General features: G+C 63.7%; 20 protein-coding genes, 2 tRNA genes and 1 pseudogene. 12 read left to right on the top strand and 11 right to left on the bottom strand.

All coding sequences use genetic code 11. From position 1 onward, the window contains the following. Nucleotides 1–5: 5 nt before the first annotated feature. From JJE66_RS34020 to xylB, 3 genes are all read right to left on the bottom strand, one after another. Nucleotides 6–1046, bottom strand: a complete 1041-nt coding sequence (locus tag JJE66_RS34020; RefSeq protein WP_200520132.1) for an ABC transporter permease subunit — start codon at nt 1044–1046, stop codon at nt 6–8. Next, nucleotides 1039–2562: a sugar ABC transporter ATP-binding protein gene (locus JJE66_RS34015; protein ID WP_200520131.1), complete on the bottom strand. Its 1524-nt coding sequence runs from the start codon at nt 2560–2562 to the stop codon at nt 1039–1041. Before JJE66_RS34015 ends, JJE66_RS34020 begins: the two co-directional genes overlap by 8 nt. Before the next feature lie 132 nt (nt 2563–2694). After that, a complete protein-coding gene (gene xylB, locus JJE66_RS34010; RefSeq protein WP_200520130.1) occupies nt 2695–4140 on the bottom strand; it encodes a xylulokinase in 1446 nt (481 codons plus the stop codon). Between the two features lie 232 nt (nt 4141–4372). On the opposite strand from xylB, the gene JJE66_RS34005 reads away from it, so the two are divergent. Next, complete coding sequence (locus JJE66_RS34005) at nt 4373–6748, top strand: glucose/quinate/shikimate family membrane-bound PQQ-dependent dehydrogenase (RefSeq protein ID WP_200520129.1); 2376 nt, start codon at nt 4373–4375, stop codon at nt 6746–6748. Nucleotides 6749–7171: 423 nt separating this feature from the next. Here JJE66_RS34005 and JJE66_RS34000 read toward each other — a convergent pair whose 3' ends face one another. Beyond that, entirely contained in the window at nt 7172–7465 is a 294-nt protein-coding gene (locus JJE66_RS34000) for a hypothetical protein (RefSeq protein WP_200520128.1), read from the bottom strand. A gap of 427 nt (nt 7466–7892) precedes the next feature. Here JJE66_RS34000 and JJE66_RS33995 point away from each other — a divergent pair, with 427 nt between their 5' ends. The 7 genes from JJE66_RS33995 (at nt 7893) to JJE66_RS33965 (ending at nt 12747) form a co-directional block, all read left to right on the top strand. Beyond that, nucleotides 7893–8102, top strand: coding sequence for a hypothetical protein (locus JJE66_RS33995; protein ID WP_200520127.1), 210 nt, complete (start codon nt 7893–7895; stop codon nt 8100–8102). Nucleotides 8103–8189: 87 nt separating this feature from the next. Next, the gene (locus JJE66_RS33990; RefSeq protein ID WP_200520126.1) at nt 8190–8975 is read left to right on the top strand and encodes an SDR family oxidoreductase; all 786 of its coding nucleotides are present in this window, start codon (nt 8190–8192) and stop codon (nt 8973–8975) included. A gap of 25 nt (nt 8976–9000) precedes the next feature. Continuing rightward, nucleotides 9001–10170, top strand: coding sequence for a DUF305 domain-containing protein (locus JJE66_RS33985; RefSeq protein ID WP_210350020.1), 1170 nt, complete (start codon nt 9001–9003; stop codon nt 10168–10170). Nucleotides 10171–10323: 153 nt separating this feature from the next. Next, on the top strand, nt 10324–11499 hold the full coding sequence (locus JJE66_RS33980) for a zinc-dependent alcohol dehydrogenase (protein WP_200520125.1): 1176 nt from the start codon (nt 10324–10326) through the stop codon (nt 11497–11499). 12 nt (nt 11500–11511) lie between these two features. Beyond that, on the top strand, nt 11512–12057 hold the full coding sequence (locus JJE66_RS33975) for a hypothetical protein (RefSeq protein ID WP_200520124.1): 546 nt from the start codon (nt 11512–11514) through the stop codon (nt 12055–12057). Between the two features lie 91 nt (nt 12058–12148). After that, nucleotides 12149–12364 carry a hypothetical protein gene (locus JJE66_RS33970; RefSeq protein WP_200520123.1) on the top strand — a complete coding sequence of 72 codons (216 nt, stop codon included), beginning with the start codon at nt 12149–12151 and terminating at the stop codon, nt 12362–12364. Then, nucleotides 12277–12747, top strand: a complete 471-nt coding sequence (locus JJE66_RS33965) for a MerR family DNA-binding protein (protein ID WP_200520185.1) — start codon at nt 12277–12279, stop codon at nt 12745–12747. Before JJE66_RS33970 ends, JJE66_RS33965 begins: the two co-directional genes overlap by 88 nt. A 112-nt stretch (nt 12748–12859) precedes the next feature. Here JJE66_RS33965 and JJE66_RS33960 read toward each other — a convergent pair. Beyond that, nucleotides 12860–12933, bottom strand: a tRNA-Gly gene (locus tag JJE66_RS33960). A gap of 391 nt (nt 12934–13324) precedes the next feature. Then, a complete protein-coding gene (locus tag JJE66_RS33955; protein ID WP_311980182.1) occupies nt 13325–13510 on the bottom strand; it encodes a hypothetical protein in 186 nt (61 codons plus the stop codon). 227 nt (nt 13511–13737) lie between these two features. On the opposite strand from JJE66_RS33955, the gene JJE66_RS33950 reads away from it, so the two are divergent. Continuing rightward, nucleotides 13738–14124: a YciI family protein gene (locus tag JJE66_RS33950; RefSeq protein ID WP_200520121.1), complete on the top strand. Its 387-nt coding sequence runs from the start codon at nt 13738–13740 to the stop codon at nt 14122–14124. A 15-nt stretch (nt 14125–14139) separates the two neighbouring features. On the opposite strand, the gene JJE66_RS33945 is transcribed toward JJE66_RS33950, so the two are convergent. Beyond that, nucleotides 14140–14727 (bottom strand): TMEM175 family protein, encoded by a 588-nt coding sequence (locus tag JJE66_RS33945; RefSeq protein WP_200520120.1) that lies wholly within the window; start codon nt 14725–14727, stop codon nt 14140–14142. Nucleotides 14728–14854: 127 nt separating this feature from the next. Between JJE66_RS33945 and JJE66_RS33940 the strand changes: the two genes are divergently transcribed. Together JJE66_RS33940 and JJE66_RS33935 are read left to right on the top strand one after the other, a co-directional pair. Beyond that, nucleotides 14855–16912 (top strand): ATP-dependent helicase, encoded by a 2058-nt coding sequence (locus JJE66_RS33940; RefSeq protein WP_200520119.1) that lies wholly within the window; start codon nt 14855–14857, stop codon nt 16910–16912. Nucleotides 16913–17007: 95 nt separating this feature from the next. Then, the gene (locus tag JJE66_RS33935) at nt 17008–18039 is read left to right on the top strand and encodes an LLM class flavin-dependent oxidoreductase (protein WP_200520118.1); all 1032 of its coding nucleotides are present in this window, start codon (nt 17008–17010) and stop codon (nt 18037–18039) included. Nucleotides 18040–18049: 10 nt separating this feature from the next. Here the strand turns inward: JJE66_RS33935 and JJE66_RS33930 are convergent. Together JJE66_RS33930 and JJE66_RS33925 are read right to left on the bottom strand one after the other, a co-directional pair. Next, nucleotides 18050–18290: pseudogene (locus JJE66_RS33930) on the bottom strand (GIY-YIG nuclease family protein). 183 nt (nt 18291–18473) lie between these two features. Next, a tRNA-Tyr gene (locus tag JJE66_RS33925) sits at nt 18474–18559 on the bottom strand. A 206-nt stretch (nt 18560–18765) separates the two neighbouring features. On the opposite strand from JJE66_RS33925, the gene rlmB reads away from it, so the two are divergent. Next, a complete protein-coding gene (gene rlmB / locus JJE66_RS33920; RefSeq protein WP_200520117.1) occupies nt 18766–19596 on the top strand; it encodes a 23S rRNA (guanosine(2251)-2'-O)-methyltransferase RlmB in 831 nt (276 codons plus the stop codon). A gap of 62 nt (nt 19597–19658) precedes the next feature. On the opposite strand, the gene JJE66_RS33915 is transcribed toward rlmB, so the two are convergent. Continuing rightward, nucleotides 19659–20204, bottom strand: coding sequence for a hypothetical protein (locus JJE66_RS33915; RefSeq protein ID WP_200520116.1), 546 nt, complete (start codon nt 20202–20204; stop codon nt 19659–19661). A gap of 45 nt (nt 20205–20249) precedes the next feature. Next, on the bottom strand, nt 20250–20735 hold the full coding sequence (locus tag JJE66_RS33910) for a hypothetical protein (protein WP_200520115.1): 486 nt from the start codon (nt 20733–20735) through the stop codon (nt 20250–20252). Nucleotides 20736–20951: the final 216 nt, after the last annotated feature.

The raw sequence follows: 20951 nt of genomic DNA, 5'->3' as shown, positions 1-20951 counted from the left end.
AGCCTTCAAGTTCTGGCCGAGCCTTGCAGCCGATAGCGATCCAGCGCGACGGCGCCGATGATCACCAGCCCCTTGATCACATATTGCCAGATGTCGGAAACGCCGGTGAGGATGAGGCCGTTCGAGAGCACGGCGATGATCAGCGCGCCGACCAGCGTCCCCCAGATCGACCCGATGCCGCCGACGAACGAGGTGCCGCCGAGGATCACCGCGGTGATGGCGTCGAGCTCGTAGCTCTGTCCGAGCTGCAAGCCGTTGGCCGCATAGAGCCGCGCCGCCTGCATGCCGCCCCCGAGCCCGGCCAGCAGCCCCGACACGCCATAGACGAAGATCAGAACGGCCCAGACCTTGATGCCGGCAAGCCGCGCCGCGCTTTCATTGCCGCCGACAGCATAGATGTGCACGCCGAGCACGGTTCGGCGCAGCACCAGCCACGAAACGAGGATGACGAGCAAAGCGATCACCGAGAGCCACGGGATCGACGCCACACCGGGAATGAGCGTCAGCGAGCCGTTGCCGATGAAGGCATAGGGAATCGACGGATTGAACACCGTGGTGTCGGCGCCGAGCAGCCGCGCCAGGCCGCGCACGGCGGTGAGCGAGCCCAGCGTGACGATGAAGGGCGGCAGCCGCAGCAGAGCGATCAACGCGCCATTGACGACGCCGAAGCCGAGGCCGGTGAGAACGGCGGCCGGCAGCCACAGCGCACCTAACTCGGGCAATTTCGACATCGTCAGGCCGGCCATCGCGGACGCCGCCAGGATCGAGCCGACCGAGAGATCGATGCCGCCAGTGAGGATGACGAAGGTCATGCCCGCGGCGAGCACGGTGTTGACCGCGGCCTGCTGCAGGACGATGCCGAGATTCTGTCCGGTGAAGAAACGGCCATCCGATAAATAATGAAAGCCGGCGCACAATAGCAGCAGCACCGGCAGCATGCCGGCGGCGCGGATCAGGAGCCTGACGCGCTGGCGCTTCGTCGCCTGGGCGGCGGCAAGGCCGTTTGCGGTGGCCGCCTTCGCCTGCGTCGATCCGTTGTCAGGCATCGAGATGCTCCGTTCCCGTGGCGAGGGCCATGATGTCTTCCTGAGCGAGCGGCGCCGCCTCGGTTCGCCTGACCTCGCCCGCGACAAGTCCCGACCGCATCACGATGACCCGATCGCAGATGCCGATGATTTCCGGGAGATCGGACGAGATGACGAGGATCGCGGTGCCGGCCTTGGCGAGATTGTCGATGATCGAATAGATCTCGGACTTGGCGCCGACGTCAACACCGCGCGTCGGCTCGTCGAGGATCAGGACCTTTGGCGCGATGGCGAGAAGCCGCGACAGCAGGACCTTCTGCTGGTTGCCGCCGGACAGGCCCCCTGCGGGGACACCGACATTGGTGGCGCGGATGCTCAGTCCCACAAAGGCCCGGTCGGCCCGCTCGCGCGCCTTGTCGCGATCCAAGAGCCAGCCGAGCTTGGCATCGCGTCCGAGCACGGCGAGATTGATGTTGTCCAGACAGGACATGTCGAGGAACAGGCCGAGTGCCTTCCTGTCCTCGGTCAAATAGGCGATGCCCGCCTCGAGCGCCTCGCCGGGGGTGCGGATCTCGATCGGGCGGCCTTCAAGCTCGAGACGGCCGGAAATTCTCGGAGCCGCGCCGATGATGAGATGCGCAAGCTCGGTGCGACCGGCGCCGATCAGGCCGGCAAGCCCCACCACCTCGCCCGCATGCACAGTGAACGAGCAGCCTTTGACGCGCTGCCCGTCCGCCATGTCGATGGCTGTGAGCACGGGGTGCCCCCTCTCGGCCCCGGAATCGTGATCCTTCTTATAGAAGGATGAGACATCGCGCCCGACCATCATGCGCACGATGGCATCGGCGCGGATATCCTGCTTGTCGAGCGAGCCGACCAGGCGGCCGTCGCGCAACACGGTGACGCGATCCCCGAGCGCATAGACCTCGTCCATGCGGTGCGAGATGTAGATGATGGCGAGTCCCTCCGCGCGGAGTTGCCGGATCAGCGCAAACAGCCGTTCGCTCTCGCCGGCCGACAACGCGGTGGTCGGCTCGTCCATGATCAGGATTTTCGAGCGCGCGTGCAGCGCACGCGCGATCTCGACGAGCTGGCGCTGCCCCATGGAGAGATGCGCCACCAACGTCGACGGCAGGAAGTCCGCGCCCAACCGCTCCAGGATCGGGCCGACGCCCTCGCGCATGACACCGCGCGCCAGAAATCCCGAACGGGAGACCTCGCGGCCGAGATAAATATTCTCCGCGACGCTCAGATTGGGAGCCAGAGAGAGCTCCTGATAGATGATCGAGATGCCCGCGGCCCGCCCGCCGAGCGGACCTTCGATGCGCACCGGCTTACCCTCGATGCGGATCTCGCCGCCGGGATCGGGCCGGTAGGCCCCCGACAGGATTTTCATGAGGGTCGACTTGCCCGCGCCATTCTCGCCCATCAGGGCATGAATCTCGCCGGCATAGACGGTCAGGTCGACCGCGCGCAGCGCCTTGATGGCGAAGAAGGATTTTGAAACTCCCCGCATCTCGAGGATCGGATCGTTCATCCTGCCTCCCGCCGCACAATGTTGCGTTTCCCGTCCGCGTCTCCATTTTTTTAAAGCGCGGTCTACGCATTAAACAAAAGGCCGCGGCGCAGGGCAACAGCGAACAGTCAGAAATTCGGGGGCGAAGCGATGCTAGTGGCGCGGCCGATACAGTTCGCGCCAGCCGGGAAGCCGTTCGGCATAGGCTTCGACCAGCGCGCGCTCCGGTTCGAAGGTCTCGATCCGTTGCGGGGCCGTACAGACGGTGGCGATTGCCTCGCCGGTGACAGCAAGCCGCCCTAATCTCGCCGCACCAAACGCTGCGCCCGTTTCACCTTCGGCAAAGCGATGGATCGGAACGTTCAGAACGTTGGCCAACACTGACAGCCAGAACCGGGACCGCGATCCGCCGCCGATGACATCGGCCTCCGCGACCGAGATGCCGGCCGCGGCGAGCGAGTCCCGGCAATCCGCGAGCGCGAAGGCAACGCCTTCGAGCACAGCCTGCACGATCGCCGCGCGGTCGGTGCCGTGGCTCAAACCTTCGAACATGCCGCGCACGACGGGGTCGTCATGCGGCGTTCGCTCGCCCGCGAGATAAGGCAGGAAGCTCACCGGAGACGGCGCCTGCGGGCGCGACCCCAGCGGCGCCAGCAGTTCGGCCTCGGCGGCGCCGAACAGGCGCGCGACCCAGGCCAGACAGGAGGCCGCCGAGAGGATCGCGCCGGCCTGAATCCACATGCGGGGGATCGCGTGGCAGAACGTGTGGACCACGCGGTCCGGATTGGCGGCAACATGGCTTGTCGGCGCCAGCAAGGCGCCTGAGGTTCCCAGCGAAATGAACGCGGTTCCTGGCCTGATTGCGCCGATGCCGATGGCGCCCGCGGGATTGTCGCCGGCCCCGCCCGCGATCATCGGGCACCTCGCCATGCCCCAGCGCTGCGCCAGCTCGCTGCGCAGCGTTGCCGCGGGCGCGCAGCCCTCGACCAGGCTCGGCATGTGCGCGCGCGACAGGCCGGTCGCAGCCAGTGCGGCATCCGACCAGTCCCGTCGCGCCACGTCGAGCCAGAGCGATCCCGATGCATCCGAGACGTCCTCGATCGCCTCGCCTGCCAGGACCAGCCGCAGATAGGCCTTCGGCATCAGGACGCGTGTTGTCGCCGCAAAAATCTCAGGCTCGTGCGTGGCAATCCAGAGCAGTTTTGGCGCCGTGAAGCCGGGCATCGCCTTGTTGCCCGTCGTCGCACGCAAGGCGGGCCAGCGCTGTTCCAGAATGCGGCACTCCGCGGCGGAGCGTCCGTCGTTCCAGAGGATGCAAGGCCGCAACGGCGTGTCGTTCGCATCGAGCAGCGTGGCACCATGCATCTGGCCGGACAGCCCGATGCCTTCGACCGCCGCCAGCTCTTTTCCATGTGACGCCTTCAAGGCGTCCAGCGTGGCAAAGGTCGCTTCGATCCACTGGGCGGGATCCTGCTCGAAATAGCCTGATAGCGGCGAGGCGATCGTCAGCGCCCGGCTCTGGCTCGCAATCACCCGCTGGGCGCTATCGACGAGAACCGTCTTGACCGCGGAGGTGCCGAGATCGATGCCGAGATACATGGTGGGTGTGGTTCCAAAGATTTAGCGGCGACTGCGGACACTTGTTGTTGAACATGTCGCCTGCATTTTGAAGAACTTCGCTCTTGGATGCTTCTGCGCGAGGATGTCACATAAACGCAGCACTTTGAAGGTTGTCAGTTGTGGTTGAGTGGACCACAGTCCTTGATGGTGGAGGTCGCCTGTTGCGCTTGCGCTGCACAGACGCCATCCGTTTTTCCGCGCCGGAGCAGCCATGCAGCGATCCAGGGCAGTCTTTATCACGGCTCTCATCTACGCTCTGATCGGTCTGGTGCTCGCGGGCGGCGGCCTCTGGCTCGCCGCATTGGGCGGATCGATCTTCTATGTCATCCTCGGCGTCGGCATTCTCGCCACCGGTGCGTTGCTGCTCGCACGGCGCCGTTCGGCGCTCTGGCTGTTTGCGGTCGTGCTGGTCGGCACGCTGGCGTGGGCCGTCTATGAGGTGCAATTCGACTGGTGGCCGCTCGCATCGCGCGGCGACATCGTCTTCCCGATGGCGCTCTGGCTTCTCACGCCAGTGATCGTGCGCGGGCTGCTGCGAGACGAGCCGGTGTCTTACCGAAACGCGACGCTGCCACTCTGGATCGGCGTGGTCGCGACTTCGGTCGTCCTCGTGGTCGCGCTTCTGTCCAGCTATCACGATATCAACGGCACGATCGCCGAATCCGGTTCTGCCGTGCAGCAAAGCGAGGCCGACCCGCAGCCGGATGGCGATTGGCGGGCGTATGGACGCACGCAATTCGGTCAGCGCTATTCGCCGCTGAAACAGATCACGCCTGACAATGTCGGCAACCTCAAGGTCGCCTGGACCTTCCGCACCGGCGACATGCCGACACCAAACGATTCCGGCGAGACCACTTTCGAAGTCACGCCGATCAAGGTGCGCGACACACTCTATCTCTGTTCACAGCACCAGGTGCTGTTTGCGCTCGACGCCAAGACCGGCAAGGAACGTTGGCGATACGATCCCAAGCTGGTGTTCAACAAGACGTTCCAGCACATGACCTGCCGCGGGGTCTCCTACCACGAAACCGCGGCGGGCGCCGTCGACAGCAGCGGCAGTCCCGCGCCCGCCGAATGCCCGCGGCGGATTTTCCTGCCCGTCAATGACGGGCGCATGATCGCCCTCGATGCCGACAGCGGCAAGCTTTGCGACAGTTTTGGCGATCATGGCAGCCTGGACCTCCAGCAGGGGATGGGGATCAAGACGGCGGGCTTCTTCGAGCCGACGTCACCGCCTGTGGTCAGTGACAAGATTCTCGTCGTCGCCGCCGCGGTGATCGACAATTATGCGGTCGAAGTTCCTTCAGGTGTGATCCGCGGCTTCGACGTCTACACCGGCAAGCTGGTTTGGGCCTGGGACTCCGGCGCGGCGGACGAGAATGAGCTGCCGTCGCCGACGCGGCACTACACCAACGGTTCGCCGAATTCATGGATCACGGCCTCGTTCGATCCGAAACTGAACCTCGTCTACATCCCCACCGGCAATAACGGGCCCGACATCTGGGGCGGCAATCGCAATGCGCTGGTCGAGCGCTATTCCAGCTCGATCGTTGCGCTGGACGTCAATACCGGGAAACGCGCCTGGTCGTACCAGACCGTGCATCATGATCTCTGGGACATGGATGTGCCCTCACAACCGACCTTGGTCGATGTGACCACGGCCAAGGGCGTCGTTCCCGCGATCATTCAGCCGACCAAGGTGGGCAACATCTTCGTGCTCGATCGCAGGACCGGCGAGCTGATCGTGCCGGCGCCGGAGCGTCCCGCGCCGCAGGGCGCCGCGCCCGGCGACCGCACTGCGCCGACACAGCCGTTCTCCGAGCTGACATTCCGCCCCGAGGCGAAGCTGACCGGCGCGGACATGTGGGGCGGCACGATCTTCGACCAGTTGCTCTGCAGGATTACGTTCCAGCGGCTGCGCTACGAGGGCACGTTCACGCCGCCGTCGTTGCAGGGCACGCTGGTCTTCCCGGGTAATCTCGGCATGTTCGAATGGGGCGGCATCGCGATCGATCCGGTGAGACAGATCGCCATCGCCAACCCGATGTCGTTGCCGTTCGTCTCAAGGCTCATTCCACGCGGCCCGCAAAATCCTCCGGCGCCGACAGCCCAGAAGCCGGTCGGCAGCGAGGCCGGGACGCAGCCGATGTATGGCACACCGTTCGGGGTGGATCTCGAAAGCTTCCTCTCGCCACTTTCCGTGCCGTGCTATCGGCCGCCATGGGGCTCGATGGCCGCGATCGATCTGAAGACGATGAAGATCGTCTGGCAGCATCCCAACGGCACGATCCGCGACACCACGCCGCTGCCGCTGCCTTTCAAGATGGGGGTGCCGATGCTGGGTGGACCGATGACGACCGCCGGCGGCGTCGCGTTCTACACCGGGACCTACGAGTACACGATCCGGGCCTACGACGTGCGCGACGGCAAGGTGCTCTGGGAAGACCGCTTGCCGGCCGGCGCCCAATCGACGCCGATGAGCTACGAGGTCGACGGCAAGCAATATGTCGTCACCGCGGCCGGCGGCCACGGCTCGTTCGGCACCAAGCGCGGTGATTACGTCATCGCCTACGCATTGAAGGATTGAACGGGGGAGCGGCGTCTTCTGAGGTGCCTGGAGCGGGTGAAGGGAATCGAACCCTCATATTCAGCTTGGAAGTCGGGAAATCTTGTAGTGTTTTCAAAGGCCGTTCTGACATTTTCGGCGTTTTTGGCCCATTCTGATCCTTACAGAATTTTCTGTTGTCAGAACGGCGACGAATCGTCAACGGGACGATGTAGTTCGCCTTTAGTCTAGCGAAAATGACCTCGTGTGAAGCGGCCATGCTCCGTCGAGCGCCAATCTCAAATTTGGTTGCTTGGCCGTCACAAACGTGCGGTGGCTTCAAGGCGACGTCTGACGATCATCTCCCACTGTCGATCGCAGCGTCGACGGTGTCGGAGCGCAAAGCAACGAACTGCACCGGACGGAAATTCAGAAAGCCCGGTCGTTGCAACCGGGCCTCCGACATCACCAATAGCCATACGGACGATAGTAGGAACGATAGTATCTAGGTCCGTAATATCTGGGACCGTAATACGCGTATGGCCCTGGTCCGTAATAGCCATATCCTGGCCCGTAATAGTAGGGCGCGGCAGCGGCAGCGGCACCGAAGGCCAGGGCACCAGCGGCAAGGCCGAAGCCGAGACCGGGCCCACCCCAGCCGCCGTGCCAACCGCCGCCGTGCCAACGGGCTTCGGCGGGCGCTACGGTCGTGGTCGCGATTGCGCCGGCAGCCAACACTGCAAGAGCAAGTTTTCGCATTGCTGTCCTCCTCTGTTGATGTCAACCCATAATGCGAAGCGCGATTGCCTCGTTCCAATCGCGCGATTTGCCGCGCGCGCCAATCACCGAAACGCATTCCATCTCGGTCCGAAGACTCGCCGATCGCCGGCATCGCGGATCACTCTTATCCCCGGCGGCGCTCGGCAAGCGCAGCCAAACCTATGAACCAAACCTATGAACATGGGCAGAGACGCAGTTCCGCATCTAACAAACGATAAGACGTGTGCTGCGGAGCCCCGCGCGCGTCGCCGACTTCGTCGACAGATTGTCCGACGATCGATCGCGGGAGACTGTGCGCCGAGCTAAGCCCAACGCGATCCAAAGATCGAATGCACCACCTTTGGATTGCCTTAGGAACGACAGGAGGGACGTTCGCATTTCCCGGATATCTGACAGGAGCGCACAGATGGGCAACACGGGTGTTGGGATGCTTTTGGGAGACCTCTCCGTGAAAGGAGTGTGGCTGCTGTTCCTTGGCGCTGCCATCCTCGGCATCGCCGTCTGGTACGGCATCAGGAGATCAGGCCATTTGCGCCGCAGCGAGCGGGCCCAGCTGGATCGAAACACGGAAGCTGCCCAGCGCAGGGACGACCCGCAAAAGCCGATAGCGAGATAAGGGAGCCACCCCCGATTGTCACCGTCGTCGCCCTTCATCCTTGAAGGGATGATGCCATCCCCAAACTTCTTCTGAAGGAATGTCCTGATGTCCGCTACACGCCCCTTCGCGATCGTCACCGGCGCTTCGACCGGCATCGGCCTGGAACTGGCCAGGCGGTGCGCCAAAGAAGGATATGACCTCCTGATCGCCGCCGATGAGCCGGCCATCGAACAAGCCGCAACCTCGCTCCGCGGCAGCGGCGCCGACGTGGAAGCGGTGCAGGCGGACCTGGCGACGACCGAAGGTGTCGACAAGCTCACCGCCGCCATCAGGGGTCGCGCCGTCGATGCGCTGCTCGCCAATGCCGGCCGCGGTCTCGGCCACGCGTTTCTCGACCAGGAATTCACCAAGGTCCGGCGTGTGATCGACACCAACATCACCGGCACGGTTTATCTGATCCACAAGATCGGCAATGATATGCGTCGCCGGAACGCCGGCAGAATCCTGATCACCGGCTCGATCGCCGGCTTCATGCCTGGCAGCTTCCAGGCGGTCTACAACGGGACCAAGGCGTTCCTGAACTCGTTCTCGTTCGCGCTCCGCGAAGAACTCAAGGGCACGGATGTCACCGTGACATGTCTGATGCCCGGTGCCACCGAAACGGAATTCTTCCGACGTGCCGGGATGATGGACACGAAGGTCGGCACGGATGAAAAGGACGATGCCGCCGAGGTCGCGAACAACGGCTTCGACGCCATGATCAAGGGTGAAGGCGAAATTGTCAGTGGCCTCAAAAACAAGGTGCAGACCACGGTCGCCAACGTGACGCCCGCCGGCGTCCTGGCTGGGCAACACCGCAAGATGGCCGAACCGGGCACCGCAAAAAAGTGAGCGAGGTTCACAACGGCGCCGGCCTTTGAGCTCGATCCACGGCAGCAAAGCGCCGCTGTTCGAGCGGTGGAAGGCCGCGATCTATCTGGGCCTGATCAGCAGCACATTCTCGACACTCGTCAGCCAGTTGGCAGCTGCCCGGATCGGGCGCGACGCTGCGGTGGATTGGATGTCGGTCGCGGCGATCCCGGCCCGCGATTGGGCGCTTAGTTCGGAACCAACGGCCGCCGCCATCGTCGTCGGCATCGCCTTTCACCAATGGGCCGATTTTTCCTGGGCGCTGGTCTTCTTCGGTGTCCTGGGCCGATGGACGGCAGGCCTCCGGCCCATCACCCTGCTGCTCGTCGCAATTCCCTGGGCTGTTTTCACGTCGGCCTTCGAATGGTTGGTGCTGGTGCCACTCTTCCCGTTCTGGCAGCCCATCTTCACGCTCCAGCAGCCGTATTGGATCGGATTTCTGGTTCACCTCTCCTCGGCCTCGATGTATCCGCTCTATGCGTGGCTGCGTCCTCCCTGCATGGATCGTCCAGCATCCGGGCAGAACAGCTTTCTCAAGCTTTGGCTCGCCGGCGCGGCGACAGGATTGCTTGCCTTGAGCACGCTTTCGGCCGTCGCCCTCGCCGACCGTGAGCTTCCGTGGCTCGGCCGCGCGCCCGACATCGACCGGACCTTCATCCGACACATGTCCACGCACCACGAGCAGGGAATCGGACTGGCATCGATGGCGGCAGATAAGGCCAGGGATCCTCATCTTCGCGCTCTCGCGAAACTCATGGCCGCAAGTCAGAACGGCGAGAAACGTATTCTCGACCACCTCTGGACCAGCTGGTTCAGCTCGCCGATGCAGATCTGCTCGGCGGAGGAAAGGGCAACCATGCCCGGCCTGCTCGATGGAGCGCAGCTTGAGCAGCTCCACCAGGCTCCTTCTGCCGAATTCGATGGGTTGTTTGTCAAGCTCATGACCATCCACCACGCCGGCGCCGTAAAGATGGCCGATGATGAACTCAGCCGCGGCAGCGATCCGCGATTGCGTGTCATGGCACATGCCATTCGCCATGAACAGCAGGGCGAAATCGCCCTGATGAATTGCGTCGCCGGCACACATGCGGTGGTGCTCGCGGTCGAAAACATGTTCAGCGATAACGTCAATCGAAACGATAGGCAGCCGCGCTGGGGGGCATCATGCCGACCGTAAGCCAGCTCGCGCGAAGATTTCGGGTCGCCCTAGCAACCATCGCAAAGCCATGGACTTAGAGGCTTGGACTTAGAGGCTTGAACTTAGAGGCTTGGACTTAGAGCCTTGGACTTAGAGCCTTGGACTGAACGCTTCGCGGCACCGGAGGAAGACATGAAAGCGCTGGTTTGGCACGGCAAGGAAGACATTCGCTGCGACACCGTCACCGATCCCGAGATCCAGGATTCGCGCGATGCCATCATCAAGGTGACGAGCTGCGCAATCTGCGGCTCGGACCTGCACCTGTTCCACAATTTCATCCCGGGGATGTTGCCCGGCGACATCATGGGCCACGAGACGATGGGCGAAGTCGTCGACGTCGGCGGCGGAGTGGACGGCAAGTTGAAGAAGGGCGACCGCATCGTCGTACCCTTCACTATCATCTGCGGCGAGTGTGAACAGTGCAAACGCGGCAATTTCTCGGTGTGCGAGACCACCAACCGCAAGAAACATCTGGCCGACAAGGCTTTCGGCCGTACCACTGCGGGCCTGTTCGGCTATACGCATCTGACCGGCGGCTATCCGGGTGGACAGGCCGAATATCTGCGGGTGCCTTTTGCCGATGCCACCCACATCAAGGTGCCCGACGGCATTCCCGACGAGCAATTGCTGTTTCTCAGCGACATCTTCCCGACCGGCTGGCAGGCTGCCGCACAATGCGACATCGTGCCGACAGACACGGTCGCGATCTGGGGATGCGGCCCCGTCGGACAGATGGCCATTCGCAGCGCCATCCTGCTCGGCGCCAACCAGGTGATCGCGATCGACTGCTTGCCTGAACGATTGAGCATGGCGGAAGCCGGCGGCGCGACAACGGTCAATTTCGAAACCGAGAGCGTCCTCGAGCGGCTCGAGGAACTCACCGACGGCAAGGGTCCTGAAAAATGCATCGATTGCGTCGGGATGGAGTCGCATGTGATGGCCTCCCAGCCCGACACCTTGCTCGACCGCGCCAAGCAGATGGTGATGCTGGAAAGCGATCGGCCGCACGTGTTGCGCGAGATGATCTATGTCTGCCGGCCCGGAGGCATCATTTCGGTGCCGGGGGTCTACAGCGGCTTCTCCGACAAGCTCCCGATGGGCGCCTTCATGAACAAGGGACTGACGATGCGCACCGGTCAGACCCACGTCAATCGCTGGACCGACGACCTGCTCCGCCGCATCGAGGAGGGCGAGATCGACCCGTCCTTCGTCATCACCCACACGGTGCCGCTGGAGCAAGGACCCGAAATGTACCAGGTCTTCCGCGACAAGCGGGATTCCTGTGTCAAAGTCGTGCTGAAGCCCTGAAGGAGCAAACCTATGTTTCACTTTTCCAACATCGTGCGAACCAAGGGCGATCCCAAGATCGTCGAGGGCGGACCCAGCCTGGGGCGGCCCGAAGACCGGCTTGCGCGTGCGCTTGGCTGGTTCTCCATCGGCTTGGGCGCATTGGAATTGCTGGCGCCGCGGCGGGTCACGGAAACTCTGGGCATGGAAGGCCACGAGACATTGGTCCGAAGCTTCGGCGTCCGCGAGATCGTCAGCGGAATCATGTCCCTGTCGGTCGACAAGAATGCGGGACTGTGGGCGCGCGTTGGGGGCGACGGCCTCGACGCGGCGGCGCTGCTCTCTGGGCTGACGCCGGACAATCCCAAGAAGGCCAACATCGCTCTCGCGCTGGCGATGATCGGCGGCATTGCCATGCTCGACTACAAGGCTGCGCAGGACACCGCGCCAAAGCGCCCGTCGCCGAATGCAAGGCGCAAGCTGTACCCGAACCGCAGCGGCTTCCCGAAGGGCCTTCCGGCCGCCCGCGACCGCGCCAAGGAACTGGTGAACAAGGCGACGGCGAGCGTCACATCGTAGATCGGCTCGAGGACGAGGCGGGCACGATCGCGCAATCGCCGCGGTCGGCTCGTCTGTTCAGCCGCGTGAGCGCCACCAGGGTCGGACCGTTATGGGCAATATCAAAGACAAGATCTTGAGCAAGTTCTTGGGAAAGGCGAAGCAAGCCGTCGCCGAAATCAGCGGCGACGGGAAACTCGCCGAGGAAGGCAAGCAACAGGTCAAGAAGGAGCCTCCCGGATCCGCTTCTATGAGGCGAGCGGCTTCATCGCCGCCGTCTCGCGCAACGGCAATGGATATCGCGAATATACAAGCGAAGCTGTTCTGACCCTCGAGATCGTCACCAGTCCCCAGAATGCCGGGTTTTCTTTGCAGGAGATCCGAAGTTTGCTGCCGCCGAACCTGGGTGCCTGGCAGAAAGACAAGCTTCTATTCGCGCTGAAGACCAAGGTCGCCGAAATCGAGCTGCTGCGAGACCGCTTGGCCAAGAGCAAAAAGCAATTGCTCGCGATCATCGAGACGATCGAGCAACGGCCGGAGGGCCTGTCGTGCGACGACAACACAAAGCGCGTGATCAAGCGCTTCCGACAAAAAGTCCGTTCAGCGAAGGAAGCGAACAACAGCCCGGCCATCAAGGCGAGACGAGCTCAGCCCACACTCCGAGGCGCGCGTCGGTCCGCCACATCAAGAGAGGCTAGCCACTTCAAATAGAGACTGAAAACGCTCGCGAATTTGCGCGGGGTTCAGCCGTGACGAATCAAGATTGTCGGAATGGCGTGAGAAGCGAGGTAGACATTTCTAGTTAAGCAATTGAAATCGCTATTGGAGCGGGTGAAGGGAATCGAACCCTCGTATTCAGCTTGGAAGGCTGCTGCTCTACCATTGAGCTACACCCGCAACAGGCGGTCCCTAACACGGCCGGGCGGCGGTCTCAACTGGCCCCAGGACCGCTTTCGCCGGCTTTCCGGCCCTTGCGCACAGGCCCGGTTCCGCCCTGCTCCGCCGCCCCCTTAACAGCGGCGGCCTTGCCGCCTATGTTGAGGTCTCCCGTAATCAACGAAAGGAGGTGATCCAGTGTCTTTTACCAAGCGCTGTCACCTCGCTGGGATCGCCCGCTAAGCTTTGAATAGAGGCTTGGCATCGGGGCGCTCTCGGCCCTGGACCAGCGAGCAAGAAATCGGGCGCGACGGGGTTTTCCCGCCGCGCCTTTTCTTTTGGGAATTTGCTCGGGTGGGTAAGCCCAGACTGCGCGTGGCGCAGATCGCGCGCTCGCTCGCGCACAGCGATCTCAGAAGCCGAGGATGGCGAACATGGACGGACGCTTGCCGCGGCGCGTCTCGACGATCCGTTCGCCGCCACTCTCGGCGGAGCTGCCGTAATAGCGATGATGACCCGCCTGGTCGTGCAGATCGGCGGGCTCGGACTTCCCTGCCCGCCGCGCGTCGCAGATGATCTTGATGGTCTGACCCGACACTGCCGCCTCCAATGGTCCTTAATTGCTTTGGTGGCCATCAGTCGCCTCGACTTCGGGCAGCGTTCACCTGGCCGGGCGGCAATCGGGTTTCAGGACAGTTTCGTCGCCCACGCCGCGGCGCAATATCTTAGTCTCGATTTTAGGTTCGATTTTGGTCTCGGGGATCGTCGGTATCGGAGGCGGTCATACGTCCTCCGGACTGCGAGCTCAAAGCAAACGAGGTGACGATGCTCTACGCCATCCTGGCCTACCACGTGGAAGACGAGATTTTGTCCTGGGCGCCGGAGGAGGACGCCGCGGTCGTGGCCAAAGTCATCGAAGTTCAGGCGCCGTTGAGGGCCAGCGGACACTTTGGGCCGGCCGCGCGTCTCGATGACACAAGAAAGGCCCGCACCTTGCGCGGCCCCGGCGCCGGCGTGGTGCTGGACGGCCCGTTTGCCGAGACCAAGGAGCAGCTTCTCGGCTTCCACCTCGTCGAATACGACACGGATGAAGAGGCGATCGCGGCGGCGCGGAAGCTTCGTCAGGTCAACCCCTCGGCGGTCTACGAGATCCGTCCGGTCAAGCTTTACGTGCCGGCCGACGGGTTCGGCGCGACAACGACCAAGGAATGACGGACAGCGGCGCCGTCAAGTTTTCCCGGCCGTCGGCGCGTCCATGCGGCGGCGGATCAGAAGCGAGCCAAAGGCCAGGAACCAGAAATAGCTCGCATATTGCGGGGCCACCGACGCTACCACCGTCCCCGGCAGAAACACGGCCAGCGGAAACAGGGCTGCGATCAGCTGGTGACGGAAGCCGTGCACGAGCCACCACAGCGTGGCATTCAGGCCGGCGATGACAGTGAGATGCAGACCAAACAGCACGGCCACCGCGCTGCTCATGCCGTAATTGCCATAAAGGCCGTTGGTCACCGGCAGCAGGACGATCGACAGCAGGAACATCAGGTTGAGCAGCACGATGTGGCGGCCCGCTTCCGGCTGGCGGGCGAGCCGGCGGTGATGGCTGATCCAGAACACGCCGGCGATGATGAAGCTCAGGATCAGTCCGGTCACGCGGCCGGAATAGAGTTGGGCGAGATCGCCCCAGGTGGGCATGGCCTTGAACTCGCCAGCCTTCGGTAGATTATTGGCGAGCAGCGTCATCGCGACGCCAAAAATGGTGTTGCTCAGCGATTCCAGCCGGCGCATCTCGAAAAGGTCGTGCGTGGGATCGGCCATGTCCGCAAAACCGTCGGGGTTGGAACTCGAGCTGTCCCTCTCCCCTAAATCCTTGGGCGCTCCGCGTCCAGCCGCATTGCGATTCGCGCGGAGATCGCCGAGTCTGGGCGCTTCACCGGGGCGATTCGTGACAACTTATCTGGACACGCTCAATGCGGAGCAGCGCCGCGCCGTGGAGCATGGCGTGGCCGACGGCGTGACCGTGGGCGCCCCCCTGCTTGTCATTGCCGGCGCCGGCTCCGGCAAGACCAACACGCTCGCTCATCGCGTCGCGCATCTCATCGTCACCGGCGCCGATCCGCGCCGCATCCTGCTGATGACCTTTTCCCGCCGCGCCGCCGCCGAGATGGCCGGCCGCGTCGAGCGCATCGCCCGCAAGGTGCTGGGCGAGAACAACGCCGCGATCATGCGCGATGCGCTCACCTGGGCCGGCACCTTTCACGGCATCGGCGCGCGGCTCCTGCGCGAATACGCCGAGCGGATCGGCGTCGATCCCGCCTTCACCATCCACGACCGCGAGGATTCCGCCGACCTGATGAACCTGGTCCGGCACGAGCGCGGCCTGTCGAAGACCGAGAGCCGCTTTCCGGCCAAGGGCACGTGCCTGTCGATCTACTCGCGCTGCGTCAACGCCGAGATGGAGATCGAGAAGGTGTTGGGGGCGCACTATCCGTGGTGCACGGGGTGGGCCGCCGAGCTGAAGGGGTTGTTCGCGGCCTATGTCGAGGCCAAGCAGGCCCAGCACGTGCTCGATTACGATGACCTGCTGCTCTACTGGTCGCAGATGATGAGCGATGCGCTGATCGCCGATGAAATCGGCGGCCGCTTCGATCACGTCCTGGTCGACGAATATCAGGACACCAACGGCCTGCAATCCTCGATCCTCTTGGCGCTGAAGCCCGACGGACGCGGCCTCACCGTCGTCGGCGACGACGCGCAGTCGATCTATTCGTTTCGTGCCGCCACCGTCCGCAACATCCTGGATTTTCCGCAGAGCTTCTCGCCCCGCGCGGAGATGATCACGCTCGACCGCAATTACCGCTCGACGCAACCCGTGCTGGCCGCGGCGAACGGCGTCATTGGGCTTGCGCGCGAGCGCTTCACGAAAAACCTCTGGACCGACCGCACCGCCTCCCAGAAGCCGCAGCTCGTCACCGTGCATGACGAGGCCGACCAGGCCCGCTACATCGTCGAGCAGGTGCTGGCCAATCGCGAGCAAGGCACGCTGCTCAAGCATCAGGCGGTGCTGTTCCGCACGTCCTCGCATTCGGGCCCGCTGGAGATCGAGCTCACCCGCCGCAACATCCCCTTCGTGAAATTCGGCGGGCTGAAATTCCTCGACGCCGCGCACGTCAAGGACGTGCTGGCGCTCTTACGTTTCGCTGAAAATCCGCGCGACCGCGTCGCCGGCTTTCGCATCCTGCACCTGTTGCCGGGCATCGGCCCCGCCACCGCGCAACGCGTGCTGGACCAGATGGCAGAGAGCCCCGATCCGCTCGTCGCACTCGGCCAGATTCCAGTGCCGCCGCGCACTAGCGCGGACTGGACCGACTTCGTCCGCACCGTCGAAAACCTGCGCTACTCGGAATGGCCCGTCGATCTCGAACGCGTGCGGCTGTGGTACGAACCGCATCTCGATCGCCTGCACGAGGACTCCGAGACGCGCCGCGCCGATCTGATGCAGCTCGAGCAGATCGCGAGCGGTTATTCCTCGCGCGAAAAATTCCTGACCGAGCTGACGCTCGATCCGCCGGATGCGACCAGCGACAAATCCGGCCCGCCCTTGCGGGACGAAGATTATCTGATCCTCTCCACCATCCATTCCGCCAAGGGCCAGGAGTGGAAGTCGGTGTTCGTGCTCAACGTCGTCGACGGCTGCATGCCCTCCGATCTCGGCGCCGGCACCAGCGCCGAATTAGAAGAGGAGCGCCGCCTGCTCTATGTCGCGATGACGCGCGCCAAGGACGATCTCCACCTCGTCGTTCCCCAGCGCTTCTTCGTCCACGGCCAGGCCGCCAAGGGCGATCGCCACGTCTACGCCTCGCGCACCCGCTTCATCCCGGAGCAGCTGATCTATCTGTTCGAGCGCACCGCCTGGCCGAAAGCCGGCGCCGGCCAGGCGCGGACGGCGGCGCAAGGCCCGAAGGTCGACATCGGCGCACGAATGCGCGGGATGTGGCGGTAGGTCGACCAAACGGAAACCGAGCATTTCCGAAAGCCGCCTTGTGGCTTGGCGGCCATCCCTTAAGTCTGGCCGATCCTCCCACAGAGACCTGATCGATGACCGCACCGCTCGAATTCGGACTGGATACCTTTGGCGACGTCACCAGGGACGCCACAGGCCACATGCTTCCGCATGCGCAGGTGATCCGCAACGTCGTCGACGAGGCGGTGCTGGCCGACCAGCTCGGCCTCGACTTCATCGGGCTCGGCGAGCACCACCGCGCCGATTTCGCGATCTCTTCGCCTGAAACAGTGCTCGCGGCCATCGCGGCGCGCACCGAGCGCATCCATCTCGGCTCGGCCGTGACGGTGCTGAGCTCGGACGATCCGATCCGCGTGTTTCAGCGCTTTGCCACGCTCGATGCGCTCTCCAACGGACGCGCCGAGGTGATCCTCGGCCGCGGCTCGTTCACGGAATCCTTTCCGCTGTTCGGTTTCGACCTGCGCAAATACGAGGAGCTGTTCGAGGAGAAGCTCGATCTGTTCGCCGCGTTGCTGTCGCAGAAGCCGGTGACATGGCAGGGCAAGCTACGCCCGCCACTGAGGGATCAGCTGGTCTATCCCCCTGTCGAGAACGGCCAGCTCAAGACCTGGATCGGTGTCGGCGGCAGCCCGCAATCGGTGGTGCGCGCCGCACATTACGATTTACCCCTAATGCTCGCCATCATTGGCGGCGATCCCGCGCGGTTTGCGCCCTACGTCGATCTCTATCACCGCGCCTTCAAGGAATTCGGACGGCCGGCAAAGCCGATCGGCGTGCACTCGCCCGGCTATGTCGCCGAGACCGACGAACAAGCGCGCGAAGAGCTGTGGCCCGACTACAAGGCCATGCGCGACCGCATCGGCCGTGAGCGCGGCTGGCCGCCCATGGGCCGCGACGAGTTCATCAATGAGGCCGAGCACGGCTCGCTCTATGTCGGCTCGCCGGACACGGTGGCGCGCAAGATCGCCAAGACCGCCAAGGCGCTTGGCGTCTCGCGGTTTCAGCTGAAATATTCGGCGGGGCCGTTGCCGCACGAGAAACTGATGAAGAGCATCGAGCTCTATGGGCGGAAGGTGGCGCCGATGGTGCGGGAGATGGTGGGCTAGGGCGAATTCTTCAAAGCCGCTTCTTGGCGAATGCGCGGCCGGAAGGTGACTTCAAATATTTCTCAAATGCGATGGCCTGCTGCTCGTTCGAGAACGCGACATAGGTCTTGAGTTCCCATGGCATGAACTTTGACGTGTGAGAGACCTCGCCAGCGTTATGCCTTTTAAAGGCGTGCGCGAAGGTCGGACGTGAGGCCGACATAGTAGCGATCGGGATCGCTCGTACTCCTGAGAATGTACACATAGAACATGCGCGCATGCTCCCGCGATCGCTCGATGCACCGCCTCTGATGGAGGACAATAAACGCATCCCGATCGGGACAACAGCCCGCCTACGCCCCTACGGGCTACGGCGCGGCAGCCGTCGCTCGCTTCGCGCCACTGACGTTCTAATGCTGGCTTGCCGAGCCGTAGCTCGCGAAGCGAGCGAAGGCTGGTGGGGGAGGCAGGACTCGAACCTGCGAAGCCATAAGGCGGCTGATTTACAGTCAGCTCCCTTTGCCACTCGGGACACTCCCCCGCTCGACGGCAGCACAATCGGGCCGGACCTTGCCGGCGACCGAAGACGGCCATGGAACGTGAAGGCCGCGACAGCCCGGATGGGGGCGCGACCGGGCGCGTTTATGGGCGATGGGGTGGGGCAAAGTCAACCGAGGCGAACAGCTAAAATCGCCCCCGAAGCCACCCAAATTGCCATATTCCGGGACCCATGACACAAGCGAGCCCATGAAGGATCGAAAATTCACCCCCAAGGGGCCCCGGAGCGGATCTAAGCCCTTCAACAGGCCCGGGAAATCGGCCGGCCGGCCGGCCTGGCGCGAGCGCGATTCGGGACCCGACGGTCCCGTCATCCTCTATGGCTGGCACACCGTCACCATGGCGCTGCAAAATCCGCAGCGCCAGATCCGCAAGCTGACGCTGACCGAGAACGCCGCAAAGCGGCTGGCGGACGAGAACATCGAAACCCGCATCGCGCCCGAGATCGTGCGGCCCCAGGAGATCGACCGCCTGCTGTCGCCCGACGCGGTGCATCAGGGCCTGCTGGCCGAGGCCGAGCCCCTGCCCTCGCCTGACATCGAGACGTTGGCACAGGACGGCATGGTGCTGGTGCTCGACCAGATCACCGATCCGCACAATGTCGGCGCGATCCTGCGCTCGGCCGCGGCGTTCGCGGTGAAGGCGATCGTCACAACCGCACATCACAGCCCGGAGGCGACCGGCGTGCTGGCCAAGGCCGCGTCCGGCGCGCTGGAGCTGGTGCCGATGGTCACCGTGACAAACCTCGCGCGCGCGCTGACCACGCTGAACGACATCGGCTTCCAGACCGTCGGGCTGGACAGCGAAGGCAGCGAGGACCTCAGTCACGTCGCGCTGCGCGCGCCGCTCGCGCTGGTGCTCGGCGCGGAAGGAAAAGGCCTGCGGCGGTTGACGCGCGACACCTGCAGCTTCGTGGCGCGGCTCGACATGCCCGGCGAGATCAAGAGCCTCAACGTCTCGAATGCCGCCGTGCTCTCGCTCTATGTCGGGGCGAGCCGGCTTGGGCTGATGAAGCCCTAACAAAGCAAAATGCCCGTCCGCATTGTGCGGACGGGCGTTTCGTTGGCTCGACCGATCAGGGATCAGTAATAGCGGCGCAGCACGCGATGGCCGCCATAATACGGCGCCGGCGCGTAGCGATGGGCGTAGCCATAGCGCGGGCCGTAGCCGTAATGCGTGCGCGGCAGATAGCCGTAGCGCGGGCCATAGCCGTAGTGATACGGGCGATAGTGCGGGCGGTGATAGTAGGGATAAGCGGCCGGCGCTTCCACGGCAGCTGCGCCATAGCCGTAGCCATGTCCATAGCCGTGGCTGTAACCATAGCCATGGCCGTAGCCGTAGTTGGCGGGCGCGACGACGGCGTCCTCTTGATAGGTCGGGTACGGCGCGAAGGCGCCCGGACCGGTATAGGTCGGGCCCTGGTTGACGTAGTAATATTGCGTGGTCGGCTCGGCGAGACGCTCATAGCCGTAGCCATAACCGGCGCCATAACCGCCACAGCCGGTGTTACAGCCGGAGAAGACGGGCGCAACCGGCTGGCACGGGTTGAAGCCGCAGGCCATGGCGGGCGCAGCGCCCATAAACATCACGGCAGCTGCCGCGACCAGTCCCGAAATCATCTGACGCATTACTCTCTCCTGTTGATTTCCGTTTTTGTTGGATTTTGACGTTTCTTAACCCGGCGGCTTGCCGGGCATTGCTGCATGCGGCCGTGGTCGAGGGCGCCGCGGACGGTCGTTGATCTCAGGCGCGAGGATCACCGGCGACGGATTAACCGGCACATCCATTTGCGGCGGCAGCGGCGCGGATGAGGCGCCCCAGCTCTGGTGATAGCTCTCCGCCGGCTTCGGCAATTTGCGGCTCGCTGGCGGCTCGACCTCGAGACGGCCATAGCCGGGCTGAAGGCCCATGCTCGGATAATAATGGCCGACATCGGTCGGCTGCCGCTCCGTCACGTAACGCCCGCCATAGATCGTAGGCTGCACCTGGACGCCCTTGCCCAGGCCCCAGACACCTTCGACGACGGTGTAGGACGCATCGATGTTGTTGATGATGATGGGCACACCAGGACGGCCGGGAATGACGATATCGAAACCGCCGCCGGCAAAGGCCGTCGCGGGCAGTCCGATCAGAATGGCTGCAAGCGCGGATGCGCGCATGGAAGGATCCCGGTTATCCGGCTCACAACCTATCCGATCACGACGGACAGAGGGTTAAGGCTCCCTCACCAAATGCCGGTAAGCCTAACACACAAGGGGCGATAGCGGCTCAAATGCTGCCGGGCGCACTAGCGAAACGTTAACGGCACGCAAACCCCTCGCACCGGTGCGGATGCGCCAGGTTGCGTGGCAAAAGCCGCACATCCTGTGCGGGCT

Source organism: Bradyrhizobium diazoefficiens (assembly GCF_016612535.1).
Taxonomy (GTDB): domain Bacteria; phylum Pseudomonadota; class Alphaproteobacteria; order Rhizobiales; family Xanthobacteraceae; genus Bradyrhizobium; species Bradyrhizobium diazoefficiens_C.
The sequence above is the reverse complement of the archived record's forward strand: the minus strand, read 5'-3'. Positions and strand labels throughout refer to the sequence as shown.

Bases quoted from the DNA above. Each gene is read 5' to 3' on its own strand.
- xylB (WP_200520130.1), bottom strand. From the start codon at position 4,140: ATGTATCTCGGCATCGATCTCGGCACCTCCGCGGTCAAGACGGTTCTC.
- JJE66_RS33935 (WP_200520118.1), top strand. From the start codon at position 17,008: ATGACCGCACCGCTCGAATTCGGACTGGATACCTTTGGCGACGTCACC.
- JJE66_RS33915 (WP_200520116.1), bottom strand. From the start codon at position 20,204: ATGCGTCAGATGATTTCGGGACTGGTCGCGGCAGCTGCCGTGATGTTT.
- JJE66_RS34000 (WP_200520128.1), bottom strand. From the start codon at position 7,465: ATGCGAAAACTTGCTCTTGCAGTGTTGGCTGCCGGCGCAATCGCGACC.
- JJE66_RS33950 (WP_200520121.1), top strand. From the start codon at position 13,738: ATGCTCTACGCCATCCTGGCCTACCACGTGGAAGACGAGATTTTGTCC.
- JJE66_RS34005 (WP_200520129.1), top strand. From the start codon at position 4,373: ATGCAGCGATCCAGGGCAGTCTTTATCACGGCTCTCATCTACGCTCTG.
- JJE66_RS33970 (WP_200520123.1), top strand. From the start codon at position 12,149: ATGGGCAATATCAAAGACAAGATCTTGAGCAAGTTCTTGGGAAAGGCG.
- JJE66_RS34015 (WP_200520131.1), bottom strand. From the start codon at position 2,562: ATGAACGATCCGATCCTCGAGATGCGGGGAGTTTCAAAATCCTTCTTC.
- JJE66_RS33995 (WP_200520127.1), top strand. From the start codon at position 7,893: ATGGGCAACACGGGTGTTGGGATGCTTTTGGGAGACCTCTCCGTGAAA.
- JJE66_RS33910 (WP_200520115.1), bottom strand. From the start codon at position 20,735: ATGCGCGCATCCGCGCTTGCAGCCATTCTGATCGGACTGCCCGCGACG.
- JJE66_RS33975 (WP_200520124.1), top strand. From the start codon at position 11,512: ATGTTTCACTTTTCCAACATCGTGCGAACCAAGGGCGATCCCAAGATC.
- JJE66_RS33980 (WP_200520125.1), top strand. From the start codon at position 10,324: ATGAAAGCGCTGGTTTGGCACGGCAAGGAAGACATTCGCTGCGACACC.
- JJE66_RS33990 (WP_200520126.1), top strand. From the start codon at position 8,190: ATGTCCGCTACACGCCCCTTCGCGATCGTCACCGGCGCTTCGACCGGC.
- JJE66_RS33945 (WP_200520120.1), bottom strand. From the start codon at position 14,727: ATGGCCGATCCCACGCACGACCTTTTCGAGATGCGCCGGCTGGAATCG.
- JJE66_RS34020 (WP_200520132.1), bottom strand. From the start codon at position 1,046: ATGCCTGACAACGGATCGACGCAGGCGAAGGCGGCCACCGCAAACGGC.
- rlmB (WP_200520117.1), top strand. From the start codon at position 18,766: ATGAAGGATCGAAAATTCACCCCCAAGGGGCCCCGGAGCGGATCTAAG.